This is a genomic window from Prosthecobacter sp. (assembly GCF_044226605.1).
In the GTDB taxonomy this organism is placed as follows: Bacteria; Verrucomicrobiota; Verrucomicrobiia; order Verrucomicrobiales; family Verrucomicrobiaceae; genus Prosthecobacter.
This window is the reverse complement of record NZ_JBGAGS010000003.1, coordinates 108937-125364: the sequence shown is the minus strand read 5'-3', so window position 1 is coordinate 125364 and position 16428 is coordinate 108937. Positions and strand designations below refer to the sequence as shown.

At 61.2% G+C, this 16428-nt stretch carries 14 protein-coding genes and 1 pseudogene; 6 read left to right on the top strand and 9 right to left on the bottom strand.

Translation table 11 applies throughout. The features are described from left to right. Positions 1–335 precede the first annotated feature (335 nt). Entirely contained in the window at positions 336–2270 is a 1935-nt protein-coding gene (locus tag ACILSO_RS04855) for a hypothetical protein (RefSeq protein WP_395736244.1), read from the top strand. 161 nt (positions 2271–2431) lie between these two features. Here ACILSO_RS04855 and ACILSO_RS04850 read toward each other — a convergent pair whose 3' ends face one another. The 4 genes from ACILSO_RS04850 to ACILSO_RS04835 all read right to left on the bottom strand — a co-directional run bounded on the left by ACILSO_RS04850 (position 2432) and on the right by ACILSO_RS04835 (position 6782). After that, entirely contained in the window at positions 2432–4051 is a 1620-nt protein-coding gene (locus tag ACILSO_RS04850; RefSeq protein WP_395736243.1) for a CTP synthase, read from the bottom strand. 34 nt (positions 4052–4085) lie between these two features. Further along, positions 4086–4847, bottom strand: a complete 762-nt coding sequence (gene kdsB, locus ACILSO_RS04845; protein ID WP_395736242.1) for a 3-deoxy-manno-octulosonate cytidylyltransferase — start codon at positions 4845–4847, stop codon at positions 4086–4088. A 357-nt stretch (positions 4848–5204) separates the two neighbouring features. After that, a complete protein-coding gene (locus ACILSO_RS04840) occupies positions 5205–5486 on the bottom strand; it encodes an SWIB/MDM2 domain-containing protein (protein WP_395736241.1) in 282 nt (93 codons plus the stop codon). A gap of 150 nt (positions 5487–5636) precedes the next feature. Continuing rightward, the gene (locus ACILSO_RS04835; protein WP_395736240.1) at positions 5637–6782 is read right to left on the bottom strand and encodes a nitrogen regulation protein NR(II); all 1146 of its coding nucleotides are present in this window, start codon (positions 6780–6782) and stop codon (positions 5637–5639) included. An 18-nt stretch (positions 6783–6800) separates the two neighbouring features. Here ACILSO_RS04835 and cutA point away from each other — a divergent pair, with 18 nt between their 5' ends. Next, positions 6801–7124 carry a divalent-cation tolerance protein CutA gene (gene cutA / locus ACILSO_RS04830; RefSeq protein WP_395736239.1) on the top strand — a complete coding sequence of 108 codons (324 nt, stop codon included), beginning with the start codon at positions 6801–6803 and terminating at the stop codon, positions 7122–7124. Positions 7125–7258: 134 nt separating this feature from the next. Here the strand turns inward: cutA and ACILSO_RS04825 are convergent, their stop codons facing one another. The 4 genes and pseudogenes from ACILSO_RS04825 to ACILSO_RS04810 form a co-directional block, all read right to left on the bottom strand. Next, positions 7259–8074, bottom strand: coding sequence for a GxxExxY protein (locus ACILSO_RS04825; RefSeq protein ID WP_395736238.1), 816 nt, complete (start codon positions 8072–8074; stop codon positions 7259–7261). A 122-nt stretch (positions 8075–8196) separates the two neighbouring features. Continuing rightward, a pseudogene (locus ACILSO_RS04820) lies at positions 8197–8730 on the bottom strand (IS630 family transposase); the annotation flags it as partial. Next, the gene (locus ACILSO_RS04815) at positions 8718–9134 is read right to left on the bottom strand and encodes a hypothetical protein (protein WP_395736237.1); all 417 of its coding nucleotides are present in this window, start codon (positions 9132–9134) and stop codon (positions 8718–8720) included. The gene ACILSO_RS04815 and the pseudogene ACILSO_RS04820, both read right to left, overlap by 13 nt. Before the next feature lie 228 nt (positions 9135–9362). Further along, a complete protein-coding gene (locus ACILSO_RS04810; protein WP_395736236.1) occupies positions 9363–10685 on the bottom strand; it encodes a glutamate--tRNA ligase in 1323 nt (440 codons plus the stop codon). A 365-nt stretch (positions 10686–11050) separates the two neighbouring features. Between ACILSO_RS04810 and ACILSO_RS04805 the strand changes: the two genes are divergently transcribed. The 3 genes from ACILSO_RS04805 (at position 11051) to ACILSO_RS04795 (ending at position 14514) form a co-directional block, all read left to right on the top strand. Further along, positions 11051–12514: a hypothetical protein gene (locus ACILSO_RS04805; RefSeq protein ID WP_395736235.1), complete on the top strand. Its 1464-nt coding sequence runs from the start codon at positions 11051–11053 to the stop codon at positions 12512–12514. Between the two features lie 120 nt (positions 12515–12634). Continuing rightward, entirely contained in the window at positions 12635–13666 is a 1032-nt protein-coding gene (gene sppA, locus ACILSO_RS04800) for a signal peptide peptidase SppA (RefSeq protein ID WP_395736234.1), read from the top strand. Between the two features lie 2 nt (positions 13667–13668). Continuing rightward, positions 13669–14514: a lysostaphin resistance A-like protein gene (locus tag ACILSO_RS04795; RefSeq protein WP_395736233.1), complete on the top strand. Its 846-nt coding sequence runs from the start codon at positions 13669–13671 to the stop codon at positions 14512–14514. Between the two features lie 48 nt (positions 14515–14562). Here the strand turns inward: ACILSO_RS04795 and fabG are convergent, their stop codons facing one another. After that, positions 14563–15309 (bottom strand): 3-oxoacyl-[acyl-carrier-protein] reductase, encoded by a 747-nt coding sequence (fabG, locus tag ACILSO_RS04790; protein WP_395736232.1) that lies wholly within the window; start codon positions 15307–15309, stop codon positions 14563–14565. Between the two features lie 65 nt (positions 15310–15374). Between fabG and ACILSO_RS04785 the strand changes: the two genes are divergently transcribed. Beyond that, entirely contained in the window at positions 15375–16373 is a 999-nt protein-coding gene (locus tag ACILSO_RS04785; RefSeq protein WP_395736231.1) for an endonuclease/exonuclease/phosphatase family protein, read from the top strand. Positions 16374–16428 lie beyond the last annotated feature (55 nt).

Sequence of the window (16428 nt, the reverse complement as noted above, 5' to 3'; positions counted from 1 at the left end):
AATGAGAGGCTTCGCGGTAATTTGTCATCGACAGAGGTGTGTGCCCAGCCGCCACATCCGCATACGGGTGGCGCACATGAAAGGTGGTCAAAGAATGGCGGGCGGGGCATTTTCCTGTGAGGAGGCGGCTTCGTTGGCCAGATTTGACCTCAGAATTCACGCTGCAGATGACTTCTTTCGGTGGAAATCCACTCGAAATTCAATATTATCCATACAACCATCAATCCTTTTCTTACTTCGAGCATGCTACGAAACCTTCCATGGTCCACAGCTCCTCGACCAGCGCAGAGCGACCTGCTTCCGCGCCGTGAGCGTTTTGCCCATCTGCATTGGATATGACTCTCTTTGACGCCATGCGCATTCTGGAGCTTGCCGCTCCCATCACACCGGAAGGGGTGGACGGGGCGGGGCATGCGATCATGAGGCGTTTGGAGGATCTTGTGACCGCCTCGCCGGCGGACGCGGAGCTGGCCGCCCGTGCACAGGCCTATGCGTGCGAGGTCCGTGCAGCGCATGCTTTTCTACGGGAGCGCCCGCCGCACCTCTACCCCTACCGCATGGTGGAGCCATCGGGAGAGCAGCCGTCACAGCCCGCTCCTGGCACGGGCTTGCCGCCGGGCGCATTTCAGCCCTTGGCGCTGGATCCTCTGGCACCGCCTACGGAGATGGAGCAGGCAGGCGGGAAGACGGACCCGCCCCATGCAGCATTGCCGTCCTGGGGGAATCCTGCCCCAGCACGCAGCACACCGCCGCCGCTGCCAAATTATTATGCGTGCTCCGCGACTTCTCCTGCGCAGTCGTCCCGGAGGTCTTCAGGCTTGCAGACTTTGATCGCGGTGGCGGCGCTGGTCATCGCCTGTGGTGCCAGCTTGTGGTATGGCGTCCAGCATTTTTACCCTGCGGACAGGTGGGCACCTGGCGCGGGTGGTGGACTTTCCTCAAATCAGCCAGAATCGGCGCCGGGCGAAGGCGGGAAGCCGGCTGCGAAATACCCCAGCAAGTCGGACGCGGCGGGCCTCCGGGGTGCCTCCAGCCACGAGGAGCGTCCCGGTGACGGCTCTCCGCGGCGTTTGGAGGTGAAAATAGCTCCGGACGGCAGCACCGTGGCCACACTGCCGGACGGTTCCACCTTCCACCAACGACCCGGGGGCAACCGCTATGGAACCTATGGACCAAAGGGCAGCCCCTTCGGGAACCATTCCTCCAGTGGCCGAACCTGGCGGATGCCCTCTGCAGGAGCCTCCCTGTCCCGCAAGTCCCCCGACCAGGGAGACGCCGAGGCCGATTACAACCGCGCCACGAAACTTCTTTTCCCGCCCAGCCCTCCGTCCGACGCACCTGAAGGCCTGCGCCTGCTGGAAAAAGCCGCCAGCCAGAATCACCTCATGGCCAGCTACATGCTCGCCTGCACCTACCTTGACGGCATCGGACGCCCTGCCGACCCCAAGAAAGGCGTGAGCATGCTGAAAAGCCTGACCGATGGCCGGGACTTTCCCGTGGCAGCCCTCCGGCTGGCCGATTGCCACCGCGACGAACTGGGCGTGCCTTGCGACTACGAATTCGCCCTCTCCGTTTACCAGCACTGGCAGACCCTGCCCGCCGCGCAGTACCGCCTCAGTCTCATGTACCAGTTTGGCTGCGGTGTGGACAAGGACGATGATGAAGCCCTGAAGTGGCTGCAGCTCGCCGTGGCTGCCAGCCACTCGCCCGCGCTGTACCAGATGGGCCTGCGTTATGCCAAGGGTCTGGGCGTGCCCCAGGACGATGACAAAGCCGTCCAAGTCTACGAACAGGCCGCCAAGCTGGGCTACGCCCCCGCCCTGGCAGCGCTGGGCCGCTGCTACCACAGGGCCCGCGGTGTTCCGTTTGAGGGCGGGCTGGCCATCCACTACTATCAGCAGGCCGCCGTGCAGGGCTTTCCCCATGCGCAGGACTACCTGGGCAGCTGCTACGCCGAGGGTGAGTGCATTTGGAAAGACCCGGTGCAGGCTGCCGGCTGGTACGCCAAAGCCGCCGCCCAGGGCCATGGCCCCGCGCAGATGCATCTGGGCAATCTGTTGATGGAAGACCACCCAAAACTCGCGGCGGATCCCGTGCGTGCGCTGGCATGGTTCATCCGTGCCGAATCCGAAGATGTGGAAGGTGCGGCCGAAAAGGTGCGCGAAACAAAGATGCTCCTTTCTTCCCAGGACATCGCTGCCGCCGAACGCGCCGCAGCCAGCCTGCCGCGCACATCACCGTGGAATCAGTGGCAGCCTTTCTCGCCTTAGGAGTGTTGAGGGACCAGGATGGCACCCCTCCTGCCGGAGCCTCGCTGTGCGGTGGCATGGGAGGAAGGGGATCACCTTGATCCCCCAACGCGTGCGTGTGCACCCAACGTCCCGCATCGACGCTGGCTTGTTGCGGCTTGGATTGTCTGTCTTGATCGGCTCTAGCAAACCGGCTCTGTCACGCCATGGTGCGCCATCGCGGCTTTGACAAAGCCGTGGAAGAGCGGGTGAGGGTTGTTCGGCTTGCTGAGGAACTCGGGATGGAACTGGCAGCCCACGAAGAAGGGATGCGCGGGGAGTTCGATGATCTCGGCAAGATCTCCCTTCGGCGAGGTGCCGGAGATGAGCATGCCCTTCCCTTCCATGAGTTCCTTGTAGTCGGAATTGAACTCAAAGCGGTGGCGGTGACGCTCGGTGATGGTGGCGCTGCGGTAGAGATCGTAGGCCTTGCTGCCGGGAACGAGATCCGTGACCCATGAGCCCAGGCGCATCGTGCCGCCGAGCTGCTTCACCTTTTTCTGCTCTTCCATGAGGCTGATGACCGGGTGCTCCGTGGTCTTGTCAAACTCAGTGCTGGTGGCTCCCTTCAGATCGCAGACATTGCGGGCAAATTCGATGACGGCGATCTGCATGCCGAGGCAGATGCCGAAGTAGGGAATGCCCTTTTCACGCGCATAACGTGCTGCGGTGATCTTGCCTTCCGTACCACGGTCGCCAAAGCCGCCGGGAATGAGGATGCCCTGCAGGCCTGCGAGGTAGAGATCCGGGCCGGCTTTTTCGATGCTCTCGGCATCCACGCGAATGATGTCCACCTTGCAATCGTTGGCGGCACCCGCATGCGTGAGGGATTCATAGATGCTCTTGTAGGCGTCCTGCAGCTCGATGTATTTGCCCACCACACCGATGCGAACGTGGTGCGTGGGGTGAATGACGCGCTGCACAAAGTTGCGCCAGCGGGCGAGGTCCGGCTGCGGGGTGGTGAGGTTGAGCTGGCGGCAGACGTTGTCGTCCAGCCGCTCCTCGTGCAGCTTCAAAGGCACCTCGTAGATGGTGTGCTTCACGTCCCGCACTTCCACGACGGACTCGATGGGCACGTTGCCAAAGAGCGAGATCTTTTCCCGCACGTCCGAGTCCAGCGGGTGTTCGGTGCGGCAGAGGATGATGTTGGGGGCGATACCGATTTCCCGCAGCTTGGCGATGCTCTGCTGCGTGGGCTTCGTCTTCAACTCCTGCGCGGCCTTGATGTAGGGCACGAGCGTGGCGTGGATGTAGAGCACATTCCCCGGGCCCACTTCATGGCCAAACTGACGAATGGCCTCCAGGAAAGGCAGGCCTTCGATGTCTCCAACCGTGCCACCAATCTCGGTGATGATGACGTCGCCGCCCATCTTGGACTCGACCTCGTGCATGCGCGCCTTGATCTCATTGGTCACGTGCGGGATCACCTGGACGGTGCGGCCCTGGTATTTGCCGGCACGCTCCTTGTCCAGCACGCTCTGGTACACCTGGCCGGAGGTGATGTTGTTGAGGCGGGAGAGATTGGTGTGGGTGAAGCGCTCGTAGTGGCCCAGGTCCAGGTCCGTCTCCGCGCCATCGTCCAGCACATAGACCTCCCCGTGTTCGTACGGGTTCATCGTACCGGGGTCGATATTGAGGTACGGGTCAAACTTCTGCATGATGACCTTGAGACCGCGCAGCTCGAGCAGAGTGCCCAGGGAGGATGCGGCAAGCCCTTTGCCAAGTGAACTGACGACGCCGCCGGTGACAAAAATGTATTTCATGATCCTTCTCGGTTGGAGGTTGTCGGGGTGCAGTTCAAGAAGATTGTTTTTGAAGATGCTTTTCAATGGCATCCGCCTGCTCCGGAGTGTCCACACCGGGAGAGAGTTCGTCTGTCAGCACCACCCGGATGCGGGTGCCGTTTTCCACGGCGCGCAGCTGCTCCAGAGACTCCGTCTGCTCCAGCCGGGAGGGTGCCCAGGCCACAAACTGGAAAAGGAAGCTGCGCTGAAAGCCGTAGATGCCCAGGTGGCGGTAGCTGCGCGGCCAGGCCTCGGGATTGCGCAGGTAGGGAAGCGGCGAGCGGGAAAAATAAAGCGCGTCTCCTTGGGTGTCGAAGATGACCTTCACCACGTTTGGATCGCTGATCTGAGCGGCATCCTGAATGGGGGCGGCGGCAGTGATCATGCGCACGCTGAGGTCGTCCCGCAGGGTGCGGGCGAGTTCATCGATCAATGCGGGGGAAATGAGCGGCTCGTCTCCCTGCACATTGATGATGACGCGGTGGTCCGGGAAGGAATTGGCCGCCTCGGCGATGCGGTCCGTGCCGCTGGGGTGATCGGGGTTGGTGAGGACAAATTTGGCCCCGAAAGCTGCGGCGGCCTCGGCGATGCGCGCGTCGTCCGTGGCGATGATCACATCATCAATCTCCCGGCACTCCTGGCAGCGCTCCCAGACGTGCTGGACGAGCGGTTTTCCTGCGATGAGGTGAAGCGGCTTGCCTGGGAAGCGGGTGGAACCCCAGCGGGCAGGAATGGCGACGAGAGTACGGGAGGAGGAAGAGTCGGAGGATGCCAAGGTATGGTGTGAGGCAGGTTCACCTGAAATGACGCGGAAGAGGGGGGGATGCAAGGGGGAATTCAGCGACGTGAGTCGCTCGTCCTCCTACTCTCAGTTGACTCACTTCGTTCACCCTTCGGGCTCCTTTCAGTCGTCAGTCTCGCTTCGCTCGGCTGTCCTCGATCTCGCGCCGCCGTTCCCGGTTTAAAGTTTCAAGTTACAAGCTTCAAGTTCCGGCGCTTCTGGCGGTAGCCAAAGCGATGCCCACCAAAGCAGAAAACCCGCAGACGGCGTACCATCTGCGGGTTTTCGAAGGGTTGCCTCACCGCATTTCCCCCTGAAAATCAAGGGAATGCAGCGAACAGGAAGGTAGGTTTACTTGACGTGCTGGTTCACCAGCTTGGTCATTTCAAACATGGTCACCTGGCTCTTGCCACCGAAGACAGCCTTCAGCGCCTCGTCGGCGTTGATGTTGGTCTTCTTGGCCTGGTCCTGGAGACCGTTTGCCTTGATGTAGTCCCAAAGCTTCTTGGTCAGCTCTCCGCGGGAGAGGGGTTCCGAACCCACGACCTTGGCAAGGACTTCATCCGGCTGGACGGGCTTGCTGAGGGCGGGATTGGCTTTACGGGCGGGTTTGGAGGTAGGTTGGTCAGACATGGGGGGTAGAGGCTGGCAGGTTAAAGGCCTATGGTCAACCTTTGTCATGCTGAGTAGCGGGGTTTTTGCGCAGGGGATGGGGCCAGGAGGTCAAAAAAGACCGGGCCAGGCAGGGAGGGCAAGCCGCGAGCCTCGCCCCTTTGCCTCTCCCTACTCCTTCTCCCCTGCCTCCAGCATGCGCACATTTTTCTCCACCAGCGGCAGCCAGAGGCTCACGCGGGTGCCTAGGCCCTCCCGGCTTTCGATGTCGATCTCCCCGCCGTGCTCGCGGATGATGCGGCGGACGATGAGGAGGCCGAGGCCGGTGCCGGTGCTGCGGGTGGTGGAAAAGGGCTGGAAAAGCTTGCCCATTTGCTCGGCATTGATCCCCTTCCCCGTGTCCTCAAAACTCAGGCGCACCTCGAAGTCGGTGAAGGTGCCGTTGATGGTGAGGGTGCCGCCCTTGGGCATGGCCTGGCAGGCATTGCGGATGAGGTTGTACACGGCCTGCTTCATCTGGCCGGCATCCAGCAGGACGGGAGGCAGATCGGCGCGGATGTCGAGCTTCAGCTTCACCCTGGAGGCCTCGATCTCAGGCTGGAGAAAGCGCACGCACTCGTCCAGCAGCTCGCGCAGCTGCACGCGCTGGAGCTGCGGCTTGGTGGGACGGATGGCGGCGAGGAACTGGCCGATGATGAAATCGAGGCGCTTGATCTCCCCCGTGGCCACGTCCAGGTGCTCCTGCAGGCTGGCCCCCTTGGCCCCCATTTTTTTGAGGCGGCGCTCCAGGAGCTGGAGGTGGATGGTCAGGGAGTTGAGCGGATTTCCCAGCTCGTGCGCCACACCAGCGGCGAGGAGGGTGAAGGCATTCAGGCGCTCGCTCTCCAGCTGCTCCTCGGTGCGTTTGCGCGTTTCTGTGACATCGCGGATGAGCATGACGAACCCCTGAGGAGCCTCGTCGTCGATGCTGGTGATGTAGAAATTGAGATAGCGGTTTTCCGGGTAGAACACCTCAAGATCGCGACTGACGATGGTGCCCGGGATGAGCAGTTCATTCCAGTCCAGCCCGCGCACGCCCTGGGCCAGCCGGCCACCCAGCACCTGATCGCGCTCCAGACCAAAGAAGGTGCAGGCGGCGCGGTTCACGTACGTGACCTTCGCTTCTGCATCCAGCAGGATGACGCCCTCCTGCAGCGCCTCGAAGACCTTTTCCTGAAACTTCTTTTCCCGCGCCAGCTCCAGCACGATGCCCTGGACCTCCCCGGGCTCGAGGCGGTCCATGCGTTTGATAAGCTTGTCAATGAAGGCGGATCTCATAGGCTGGCGAACATCATCATGAACGAGAACGACATCCTCATCGTCCTTTGCACCTTCCCGGACCTCGGGAAAGCCCGCGAGACTGGCACGGCGCTGGTGGAACTGCAACTCGCCGCCTGCGTGAATCTCATCCCCGCCGTGGAATCCATCTACCGCTGGGAGGGGAAAGTGGAGACCTCAGCGGAGATCCTGGCCGTCTTTAAGACCACCCGCGAGGCATGGCCAAGGTTTGAGCACCGGCTCAAGGAACTGCATCCCTACGAGGTCCCAGAGATCGTGGCGCTCAGGCCGGAAGAGGTGAGCGCGGCTTATGCGCGGTGGGTGGGGGAGTGTGTAGGGTGAAGGGAGCAACAAACCTGATTTTTTTACACCGCAGAGGCTGGAACGCCGCAGAGATTGGTTCTGATCTTGTTTCAGTCCTTTCTGGAAAACTCTGCGGCGTTCCGATCTCTGCGGTGTAAGGTTTAATGTCTGCCTCATCTTCTCTGCGACTGGATTCTCCGCGTTTCGGTGCCGAGCGATGCAGCGTGGAAGTTGAGGCAGAGACCTGTTTCCACGCCAGCCGCTTTCAGCAAGGAGCGATCTCTGGCGAGTTGAAGAGGGTTAAGCTCCTTCACACAATGGCAGGACACCATGAGGCGGTTTTCGACAATCATGGGCACCTCTTTGCGGCTAACGATGAGTTGATCACGATAGATAAGATTAGCAGGCAGCTTCACCTGCGTCTGAATGCCCCGCAGACTCAGCTCTCGAACCAAACAGGCTTCATAAGCACTGCGGAGCAGTCCATGCCCCAGCTCATGCTGCACTTCCAGAGCTGCGGCAAGCACCTCGCGGGACAGTTCATCAAACTCCATTGAAGGAGGCGTTTCAATGTAGTGTCGCGACGCTGGCTGAACAGAACGCGCCCGCCGGACGATCCCATTACGCATGATCAGAGTGTTGAAATTCATGAGCAACCCCAGCGAAAGCGCGGAGAGGCGCAGATAAGTCAGCAGTTGCGCCTCGTGCAACGGGTGGAGTTTTTCCACCGCTTTGAGTTCCAGCAGCAATTTTCCAGAGATGACCAAGTCCATGCGGTAGCCGCAATCGAGTGTCTCTCCCTTATAACAAATCGGTAGCGGCACCTGACACTCATGCTCCACACCAAGAGCCATTAATTCCAAATGAAGTGCTCTCTCGTAGTCAGCCTCGTCCAGGCCCGGCCCAAGGATACGATGAATGGAAATGGCAGCTCCAATGGCTGACTTGGTAAGATCACCGCCGAGATCTGGATGGATGGAGATTGGCACTGAGGAAGGATTTTACACCGCAGAGTTAGGAACGCCGCAGAGATTGTTCCTGAATTTACTTCTGGAAAAACTCTGCGGCGTTCCAATCTCTGCGGTGCAAATCAAAGTTTCCCTAGAGCATATTAAAAAATACTATAGCCACAAGAGGCAAACCAACCCATGGCGTTTTTGGCCGTGATTTTTGAGAACGCCATGGTGATGGCTTCATCAAGCTGCGCGGGCGTGCGTGCCTCCGCGCTGCGCAACAGCCCCTTGATCTTGCTCCACATCTTCTCAATCGGGTTGAGATCCGGTGAGTAGGCCGGCAGGAACCGCACTTCAGCGCCAACCGCCCTCACCAGCTCCAAAACTACGGGACTTTTGTGCACCGCGAGGTTGTCCATCACAACGATGTCGCCCTGCCGCAACGTTGGGCAGAGCACCTGGCCGATGTAAGCCACGAAGGCGGCGGTGTCGACCGCTCCAGAGAGGTGCATGCAAGCCGTGGTGCCATCGAGACGGATGGAGGAGATCATGGTGGTGCTCTGCCACCGGCCACACGGCGCTGCTGCATGCAGCCGATGACCGCGCGGAGCTCTGCCACGCAGGCGGGTCATGTTGGTCTTGGCACCGCTCTCGTCGAGAAAGACCAGCCGCCAAGGCTCTAGCCCGCCTTGCTTGCGCTTCCAGAGGCGGCGCGCTTTGCGGACGTCTTCGCGTTCTTGCTCGGCAGCGCGGAGCGTCTTTTTTTATATGTCAGCCCCATGTCCACGAGCACGTAGTGGATCGCGGGCAGGGTGCACTCCAGCCCCAATGCATCACGCAGTTCGGCCAGTGTCATGTCGGGCTTGCCCTTGAGATGCTGCCGAATGGCCATGCGGTGTGCGGCTACAATGAGCTTTTTGCGCCCGGCAAGGTGATGCCGTGGCTTGATGCATCCGGTGTGGCGCCGCTGCTGCAGGAGCTTTTTGACCATGCCAAGGGAGACCTGAAAGCGGTGCGCAATCTCATCGCGGCTGCCTTCGCCTTTGTCATAAGAACTCAGGATGCGTTCACGCAAATCAAGGGAGAGTGTGGCCATGTGCCTTCATAGCATGTCATCGCCACAATGGCTATATAATTATTTAAAATGCTCTAAGCCTCCAGCACTTCACTCATCACCACTCCAGAGCCCGTCGGCTGATGCAACGGAGGGCACTCATGAATAAATTTCTACACCGCAGAGGCTGGAACGCCGCAGAGATTTCTCCTGAATCCTTCTGGAAAATTCTGCGGCGTTCCGATCTCTGCGGTGTAAACCTGTATTTCCTTAAGCCTCCAGCACCTCACCCAGCGCCCGCGAAATCCGCGCCAGCGTCTTTTCCTTGCCAATCAGATGCGCAATGGCCGTCACACCCGGACCGCGTGACTGACCGCTGAGCGCAAAGCGCAATAGCGGCATCATGGCACCAGGTTTCACGCTGAGGGCTTTTGCGGCGGCTTCGACGGCATCATGCACGCTCTGCTCGGTCCATTCGGCGGCTAGGGCGAGCTGCTCGCTTGCGGCTTTGAGGAGACCGGGGTTTTCGGGCTTGGCTTTGAGCTTGGTCACCACATCGGCTTCGAAGGGGTAGTCTTCGCGGAAGAAGTAATGCACCCACTCAGGGAACTCGGTGAGGAGGCTGACTTTTTCGCGGACGCTATGGACGGCGGCGGCGGCCATGGCGTCATCGGACCAGGAGAGGCCTGCGTCGGTGAGGAAGCGGCGGGCGCTTGACAGAAGGGCTTCGGGGCTCAGCTCGCGGAGGTACTGGGCGTTGAACCACTGCGCTTTTTTGAGGTCAAACTTGGCGTTGCTGCTGTGGATGGCGCTGGCGTCAAACAGCGCGGTGAGCTGCTCGCGGCTGAGCTTTTCGCTCTCGGCCTTGGGCGTCCAGCCGAGCATGCAGAGGTAGTTGAACACGGCGTCGGGCAGGAAGCCCGCGTTCATGTAGCTGTGCTCGATGGCGCTGCCGGCATCGCGCTTGCTCATCTTGGTGCCGTCCGGATTCAGGATCAGCGGGATGTGGGCGTAGGTGGGCGGCGTGGCTCCGAAGGCGTTGAAGAGGTCGATGTGCTTCCACGTGTTGGAGAGGTGGTCCTCCCCGCGCAGCACGTGCGTCATGCGCATCTCGATGTCGTCCACCACGTTCACAAAGTGGAAGATGTAGCTGCCGTCCGGGCGACGGATCGTCATGTCCGGCTCCTCGGTGGGGGCAAAGGTCACGTCTCCGCATACCAGATCATGCACGGTAATGGCAGTGCGGCTGAATTTGAAACGCTGCGCGCCATCGGGCTCGGCGTAGACGCGGCCGGCGTCTTCCAGCTTTTTGAAATAGGCGTCGTAGATGTCCTTGCGCTGGCTTTGGAAATAGGGGCCGCAGTCGCCACCGGCTTCGGGGCCTTCATCCCAGTCCAGGCCCAGCCAGCGCAGGCCTTTGATGATGCCGGCCGCAGCTTCGGCGGTGTTGCGTGCGCCGTCGGTGTCTTCCACACGGAGGATGAAGGTGCCGCCTTCCTTGCGGGCCATGAGCCAGTTGAAAAGGGCCGTGCGGGCGCCTCCGACGTGGAGGTCACCAGTGGGGGAAGGAGCAAAGCGGACGCGGATGGACATGGGTGGATGGAAAGAGAGGGGTGCGGGCGGTCCTGCCTGCCCGCTCAAAGCGGGGTGAAACAGGGGGTGACGACAATAGCCGGGATTCGCCAATGCAAATTTCAAATCTCAAATTTCCAAACCGGTGCATGGCGTCCCAAGGGCACTGAATGAATCAGATTTCTACACCAGAGACTTCCACTGTTTTGATTTTAACCACAGAGTCCGATCCGAGGTGCACGGAGGTTCTGATTCGAACCATCCCCTCTAATACATTTCCATGTGTCGCTCTGGGGTGAATGCTTTCCCCGAACGGCCCGCACTCAAACCTCTCAGCTTTGCTCTGCTGTGTTTGATTTGTTGACGGTTCCCCCTATGCTCACCCCATGAAGAAGATCACCCGCATCATCCTTATCCTCTTCGCCCTGGGCGTGCTGCTCGCCGTGGCGGCTCCGCTGGGCGGCGTCTGGTGGCTGCGCCAATACGTCAGCAAGGAGCGGCTCACGCTGGAGACGGAAAAGAACATCAATGCCCGCGTGCAGCTGGATGAGGTGACGCTTTCCATCTTCTCCTGGCCGCCCAGCCTGCGGCTTTCAGGTATCAAGATCGCTCCGCGAGACCAGTATGCCGGCACGCCCGTCGAGGCCAGGCCTCCCATGAAGCATGCTCCGGTGCAGGTGGAGATGGCCTACCTGGAGCTGGTGCCGCAGGGCCTGATGGAGCGGCAGTTCATGCCGCGCGTGCTGCGCCTCATCGGCGTGGATGTGAATGAAACCATCAGCCCGCAGGAGGGCAGCTCTTTGCAAAAGCTCTTCCAGCCGCCACCTGAAAAACTGGCGCTGATGCAGCAGCAGATGGACGAGGTGCCGCGCGCCATCCCGCTGCAGTCCGCACCTCCGGTGGCCGCCGTGCCTGCACCGACAGAGCCGCCCCCTGCCCTGGTCACACCGCCCGTCACCGAGCCGGCCGCACCACAGCCCACGGCCACGCGCCTCTCCCTGCAGGAAATCAGCATCGAGCAGGGCCACTTCCATATTTCGAACCAAGGCGTGGACTCCCAGTTCAATGCCGACATCAGCGACTTCAGCTTTGCGCTGACGGACATGGACATCGATCCCGAAAACCTTGCGGCGCACAATCACCTGAACGTGCGCCTGGCCGCGAAGGTGGTGGTGGATGGCGTGGCGCAGATCGGCGGCCAGCCCCGGCAGGTGCGCTTTGCGGACATGAAGCTGCACGGAGATGGCGTGGTCAATCCCGTCGATCCCGCCACACGCCTGTGGTCGCCTGCGGCCGATCTGAAACTCATCATCGGCCAGGGCTCCACCATCGGCGGAAACATGACCATCGGCGATGCCGCGGGTCCGCACCTGGACAAGCTCAAGAAGAAAGGCCTCGACATCAGCGGCGTCCGCATCGGCGGCACGCTGGCGCAGGAGGTGAACGCCCACATCCTCTACCGCGAGCAGTCCATGCGCTTTCTGGAGGACACCGCCTTTGTGCTGCCGGACTACGAGTACACCATCAAGCACAATTCGTGGATGGACTTTGCCAAAGACCAACAGGGCCTGCTGACGCGCATGTCCTGCGGGGAGGCGCTCAAGCAGAGCCTCATCCAGGGCATCGCCAGCCACGGCATCAACCGCACCATCTCCCAGTTGATCGTGGAAGGCCTGTCTGACAGCCGCGGCCGCCTTACCTTTGACCTTACCGTCACCGGATCGCTGTCCCATCCTGAAGTGAAGCCCGATGCCATGATCAAGCTGGACAACATTTTGGGCGATGGCATCGAGGAGAAGGCCAAGGGGCTGATCGACACCTTCAAGGGGCTCAAAGGCCTGTTCAAATAACGCAGCGGGCGCCGTCTCCGGCCGCATGCCTTTCCGCCTTTTTCGGCACTCGTAAAAAGCTGGTAATTTGTGCCGTGAGCGCTTGGCAAGGCAGTACGTGCCGCGTAGCATCCGGCCACTATGACCAACAAAACCTATGGCTGTCTGACCGTCCTGCTGCTCTTCCTGCTGATCGGGAGCATCCTGCTGAACGTGGGGCTGTTTGTGACCAAGCTGGACTTTGACGTGGGCACGGAGGCCTCCTTCTCCACCGCGCGCCCCAAGCGCCACCTGCATGAGGTGGTGGTGGAAAACGCCGCCAAATCTTCGCACGACAAGATCGTCCACATTGACCTCGAAGGCGTGATCTCCTCCGTGTCCGTGGGCGGCATCTTTGCCGAGGCCATGCCGAGCGTGGACGGGATCAAGCAGGCGCTGGAGCAGGCCGTGAACGACAAGAACGTGAAGGCCATCGTGCTGCGGGTGAACTCCCCCGGCGGTGAGGTCACAGCCTCAGACATCATCTACAATGCGGTGAAAAAAGCCGCGAAGACCAAACCCGTGGTCGTTTACATGGACGCCATGGCGGCCTCCGGCGGCTACTACGTGGCCTGCGGCGCGACGAAGATCGTGGCGAGCGAGACGACGCTGACGGCGAGCATCGGTGTGATCATCGAGACGATGAACTACAGCGAACTTTTTGGCAAAGTGGGCCTGTCCATGACCGCCTTCACCAGCGGTGCCTTCAAAGACTCCCTCAGTGGCGCACGCCCCATGCGCGACGATGAAAAGGCCTACGTGCAGAATTTGGTGACACAGATGTACGACCGCTTCCTCGGCATCGTGTCTGAGTCACGCGGCGTGCCGAAAGAACAGCTCAAAAACGTGGCGGACGGCCGCGTCGTTACCGGACGTGAAGCCCTCAACGCAAAGCTCGTGGACCAGATCGGCTACGTGGAAGACGCCTACGTCCTCGCGCGCACGCTTGGCAAGTCGGCCGATGCGGGCGTGGTGAAGTATCGCAATGAAGTGAGCCTGTTTGACGCCCTCGGCATGGCCTCCGCCAAGGCGGGCGCCGCACCGGCCAAAGTAGAGCTGGATGTGAGCAGCGCCCTGATGCCCAAGCTCCTGCCCGGCGTGCCCTACTACCTGCCACCCAGCTTTGCTCACTGATCATGGCGGACACATCCTCATTCGGCGTGCTGCATGACCTGGCGGTGTTTGCCAGCCTCGTCACCGCACTGTCGCTGGTGGCCTATCGTGTGATGCGGCAGCTGCGCCCGGAGGTCTCCTGGAACCGCGAAGGCGCCGTGCTCGCCAGTCCCTACGGTGCGCCGGACCTGCTGGCGCTGGCGGGGCTGGGCCTGTTTTACATCCTCGTGCTCATGCAGCCGGCGGAGACCGGTGCCGCAGGCGCGGCAGGTGCCGAGGGCAAGGTGAATGACGCCACCCTCGTGGCAGGAATGCTCTTTCACCTCATCGTATGCGCGGGCGTGCTGATGTACCTGTTTCAATTTCGGGGCATGAATCCAGGGGAGCTGTTTGGCCTGCAGAATGTGCACTGGCGCGCGCTGGCCGTGACCGTGGTTGTGTTTACAGTGGTCATCCTGGCCTGCGTGAATCTGGTGGCCTACTTTTCCAACTCGTGGCTGCAGAGCTTCTGGCCCCATCTGGAGCCTCAGGAAACCGTGAAAGCCTTTCAGCAGTCGAGCGGCTACGGCATCAAGCTCCTCGTCGTGCTCCTCGCCGTGGTCATCGCCCCGCTGGCGGAGGAGACGCTGTTTCGCGGCTTTGTGTATGGCGTGCTGAAGCGCTACACAGACGCCCCCTTTGCAGCGCTGGCCTCCTCGCTCATGTTTGCCATCATCCACATGCACGTCGGCAGCCTGCTCCCGCTGTGGACGCTCGCCGTGCTCCTCTGCTGCGCCTATGAACTCACCGGCTGCCTGCTGGCCCCGATGATCCTGCACGCCATCTTCAACGGCGTGAGCATCGTGGCGATGATGTTTGGGGAGGGCTAGATGCTAGATTCAGCATCCAGCATCCAGAAACTAGCATCTAGGATCTAGTTACATCACCATCCCGCCATCCACCGCCAGCACCTGACCGGTCACATACTTCGCGGCGGGGCTGGCCAGATACAGCGCGGCTTCTGCGATGTCTTCCGCGCCACCGAGGGAATTCAGCGGGATCTTCTTCAAAATCTCCGCCTTCAGCGTGTCATTGAGCACATGGGTCATGTCCGTGGCGATGAAGCCGGGGCAGATCACGTTCGCGGTGACACCACGGCCTGCAAACTCACGGGCGAGCGATTTGGTGAAGCCGATGAGGCCCGCCTTGCTTGCGGCGTAATTCGCCTGCCCTGCATTGCCGATGAGGCCGATGACGGAGCTGATATTGATGATGCGTGCGCCCTTTTGCTTCAGGATGCTGCGCTGAAAGGCCTTCACCATGTTGAAGGCACCTTTGAGGTTGGTGTCCAGAACTATGTCCCAGTCTTCTTCGCTCATGCGCAGGAGGAGGCCGTCCTTGGTCACACCGGCGTTGTTCACCAGGATGTCCACGTGGTCAAAGTCGGCGAGGATCTGCTTGCCCACTTCGGCGCAGGCGGCGCCGTCGGCCACGTCCAGCGCGTAGGCCTTGGCGGCGTCAGGGAATCTGGCGTTGATGGCGTCTGCGGCGCTCTGCGCATTGGCCTGTGTGCGGCTGACGACGGCCACTTTCGCCCCCTCGGCGGCGAAGGTTTCTGCGATGGCTTTGCCGATGCCGCGTCCGGCTCCGGTGACGACTGCGATCTGGTCTTGAAGTTTACCCATGGCTCCACCCATGAACGGCATGCACGTATGCGCAAGAAGAAGGTGCAAGCCGCCCGGCCCGCGCCATGATCTGCCCTTCCCTGCCGATGACCGACGACGCGCCGCCTGCCGAGAGCCCCTCACCTTTGAAGAAAAAATCCGTCACACTTGCCGGGCTGTGCGAGTGCATCGCGGTGCTGGCGCTCGTGTGCACCTGGCTCGGCGAATTCGGCCGCTTCGGCTGGATGTTTGACCTCATGTCTCACTTCAGGCTGCAGTATGCCGTCATCTGCGCGGTGGTGCTCGTCATCGCGCTGCTGCGCCGCCGCACCTGGCTGGCGGTGCTGGCCCTGCTCTCCACGCTGTGGAATGTGCAGATCATCCATGCCTTTCATCAGACCGCCGCCGCGCCGGGCGACCGCGGCGAAAAGCCGCTGCGTGTGATGAGCTACAACGTCCTGATGGAAAACCCCAATCACGTGGCCGTCATCGATCAGGTGCTCAAGGCGGATGCGGACATCGTCTGCCTGCTGGAGGTGGATGAGTCATGGCACCCGAATCTGGAGCCGCTGCGCGTGAAGTACCCGCATCGCGCGGAGGAGCTTTCGGACGGCAGCTTCGGCATCGCCTGCTACACACGCCTGCCGCTCAAGAGTCTTGGCGTGCGCCGCTTCTCCGCATGGAAGCTGCCCACCTTCATCCTGAATCTCGATCACCTCGGGCATCCGCTCACCTTCGTCGCCACGCACCCCATCCCGCCCATGAGCCAGCAGAGAGCCCAGGAGTGGCGCCAGCAGCTTACCGATGTGGCAGCCCTGGTGACAGACCTTCAGGGCGAAGTCATCGTGGCCGGAGATTTCAATGCCACCCCCTGGTGCGAAGGCATGCGCCTGCTGCGCGAAAAAAGCGGCCTCGACTTCCGCTCCGTGGACCCCGTCTGGCCCCCCACCTGGGGCTGCCGACTGCCCATGATGATCCCCATCGACCACGTCCTCGTCAAAGGCGGCCTCACCATCCAGAAACGCACGTTAGGACCTGAGATGGGGTCAGACCACCGCTCGCTGATGGTGGAGATTGTGCGGTAAGGTGGAGAAGGCGCGGACAGGGCGGGCCCGCGCCCCCGGCTTTCCACCATCCGGC

Excerpts from the sequence above, each read along its gene's own strand:
- ACILSO_RS04855 (WP_395736244.1), top strand. The coding sequence starts at position 336 with ATGACTCTCTTTGACGCCATGCGCATTCTGGAGCTTGCCGCTCCCATC.
- ACILSO_RS04850 (WP_395736243.1), bottom strand. The coding sequence starts at position 4,051 with ATGAAATACATTTTTGTCACCGGCGGCGTCGTCAGTTCACTTGGCAAA.
- ACILSO_RS04840 (WP_395736241.1), bottom strand. The coding sequence starts at position 5,486 with ATGTCTGACCAACCTACCTCCAAACCCGCCCGTAAAGCCAATCCCGCC.
- ACILSO_RS04835 (WP_395736240.1), bottom strand. The coding sequence starts at position 6,782 with ATGAGATCCGCCTTCATTGACAAGCTTATCAAACGCATGGACCGCCTC.
- cutA (WP_395736239.1), top strand. The coding sequence starts at position 6,801 with ATGAACGAGAACGACATCCTCATCGTCCTTTGCACCTTCCCGGACCTC.
- ACILSO_RS04815 (WP_395736237.1), bottom strand. The coding sequence starts at position 9,134 with ATGGCCACACTCTCCCTTGATTTGCGTGAACGCATCCTGAGTTCTTAT.
- ACILSO_RS04810 (WP_395736236.1), bottom strand. The coding sequence starts at position 10,685 with ATGTCCATCCGCGTCCGCTTTGCTCCTTCCCCCACTGGTGACCTCCAC.
- ACILSO_RS04805 (WP_395736235.1), top strand. The coding sequence starts at position 11,051 with ATGAAGAAGATCACCCGCATCATCCTTATCCTCTTCGCCCTGGGCGTG.
- sppA (WP_395736234.1), top strand. The coding sequence starts at position 12,635 with ATGACCAACAAAACCTATGGCTGTCTGACCGTCCTGCTGCTCTTCCTG.
- ACILSO_RS04795 (WP_395736233.1), top strand. The coding sequence starts at position 13,669 with ATGGCGGACACATCCTCATTCGGCGTGCTGCATGACCTGGCGGTGTTT.
- fabG (WP_395736232.1), bottom strand. The coding sequence starts at position 15,309 with ATGGGTAAACTTCAAGACCAGATCGCAGTCGTCACCGGAGCCGGACGC.
- ACILSO_RS04785 (WP_395736231.1), top strand. The coding sequence starts at position 15,375 with ATGATCTGCCCTTCCCTGCCGATGACCGACGACGCGCCGCCTGCCGAG.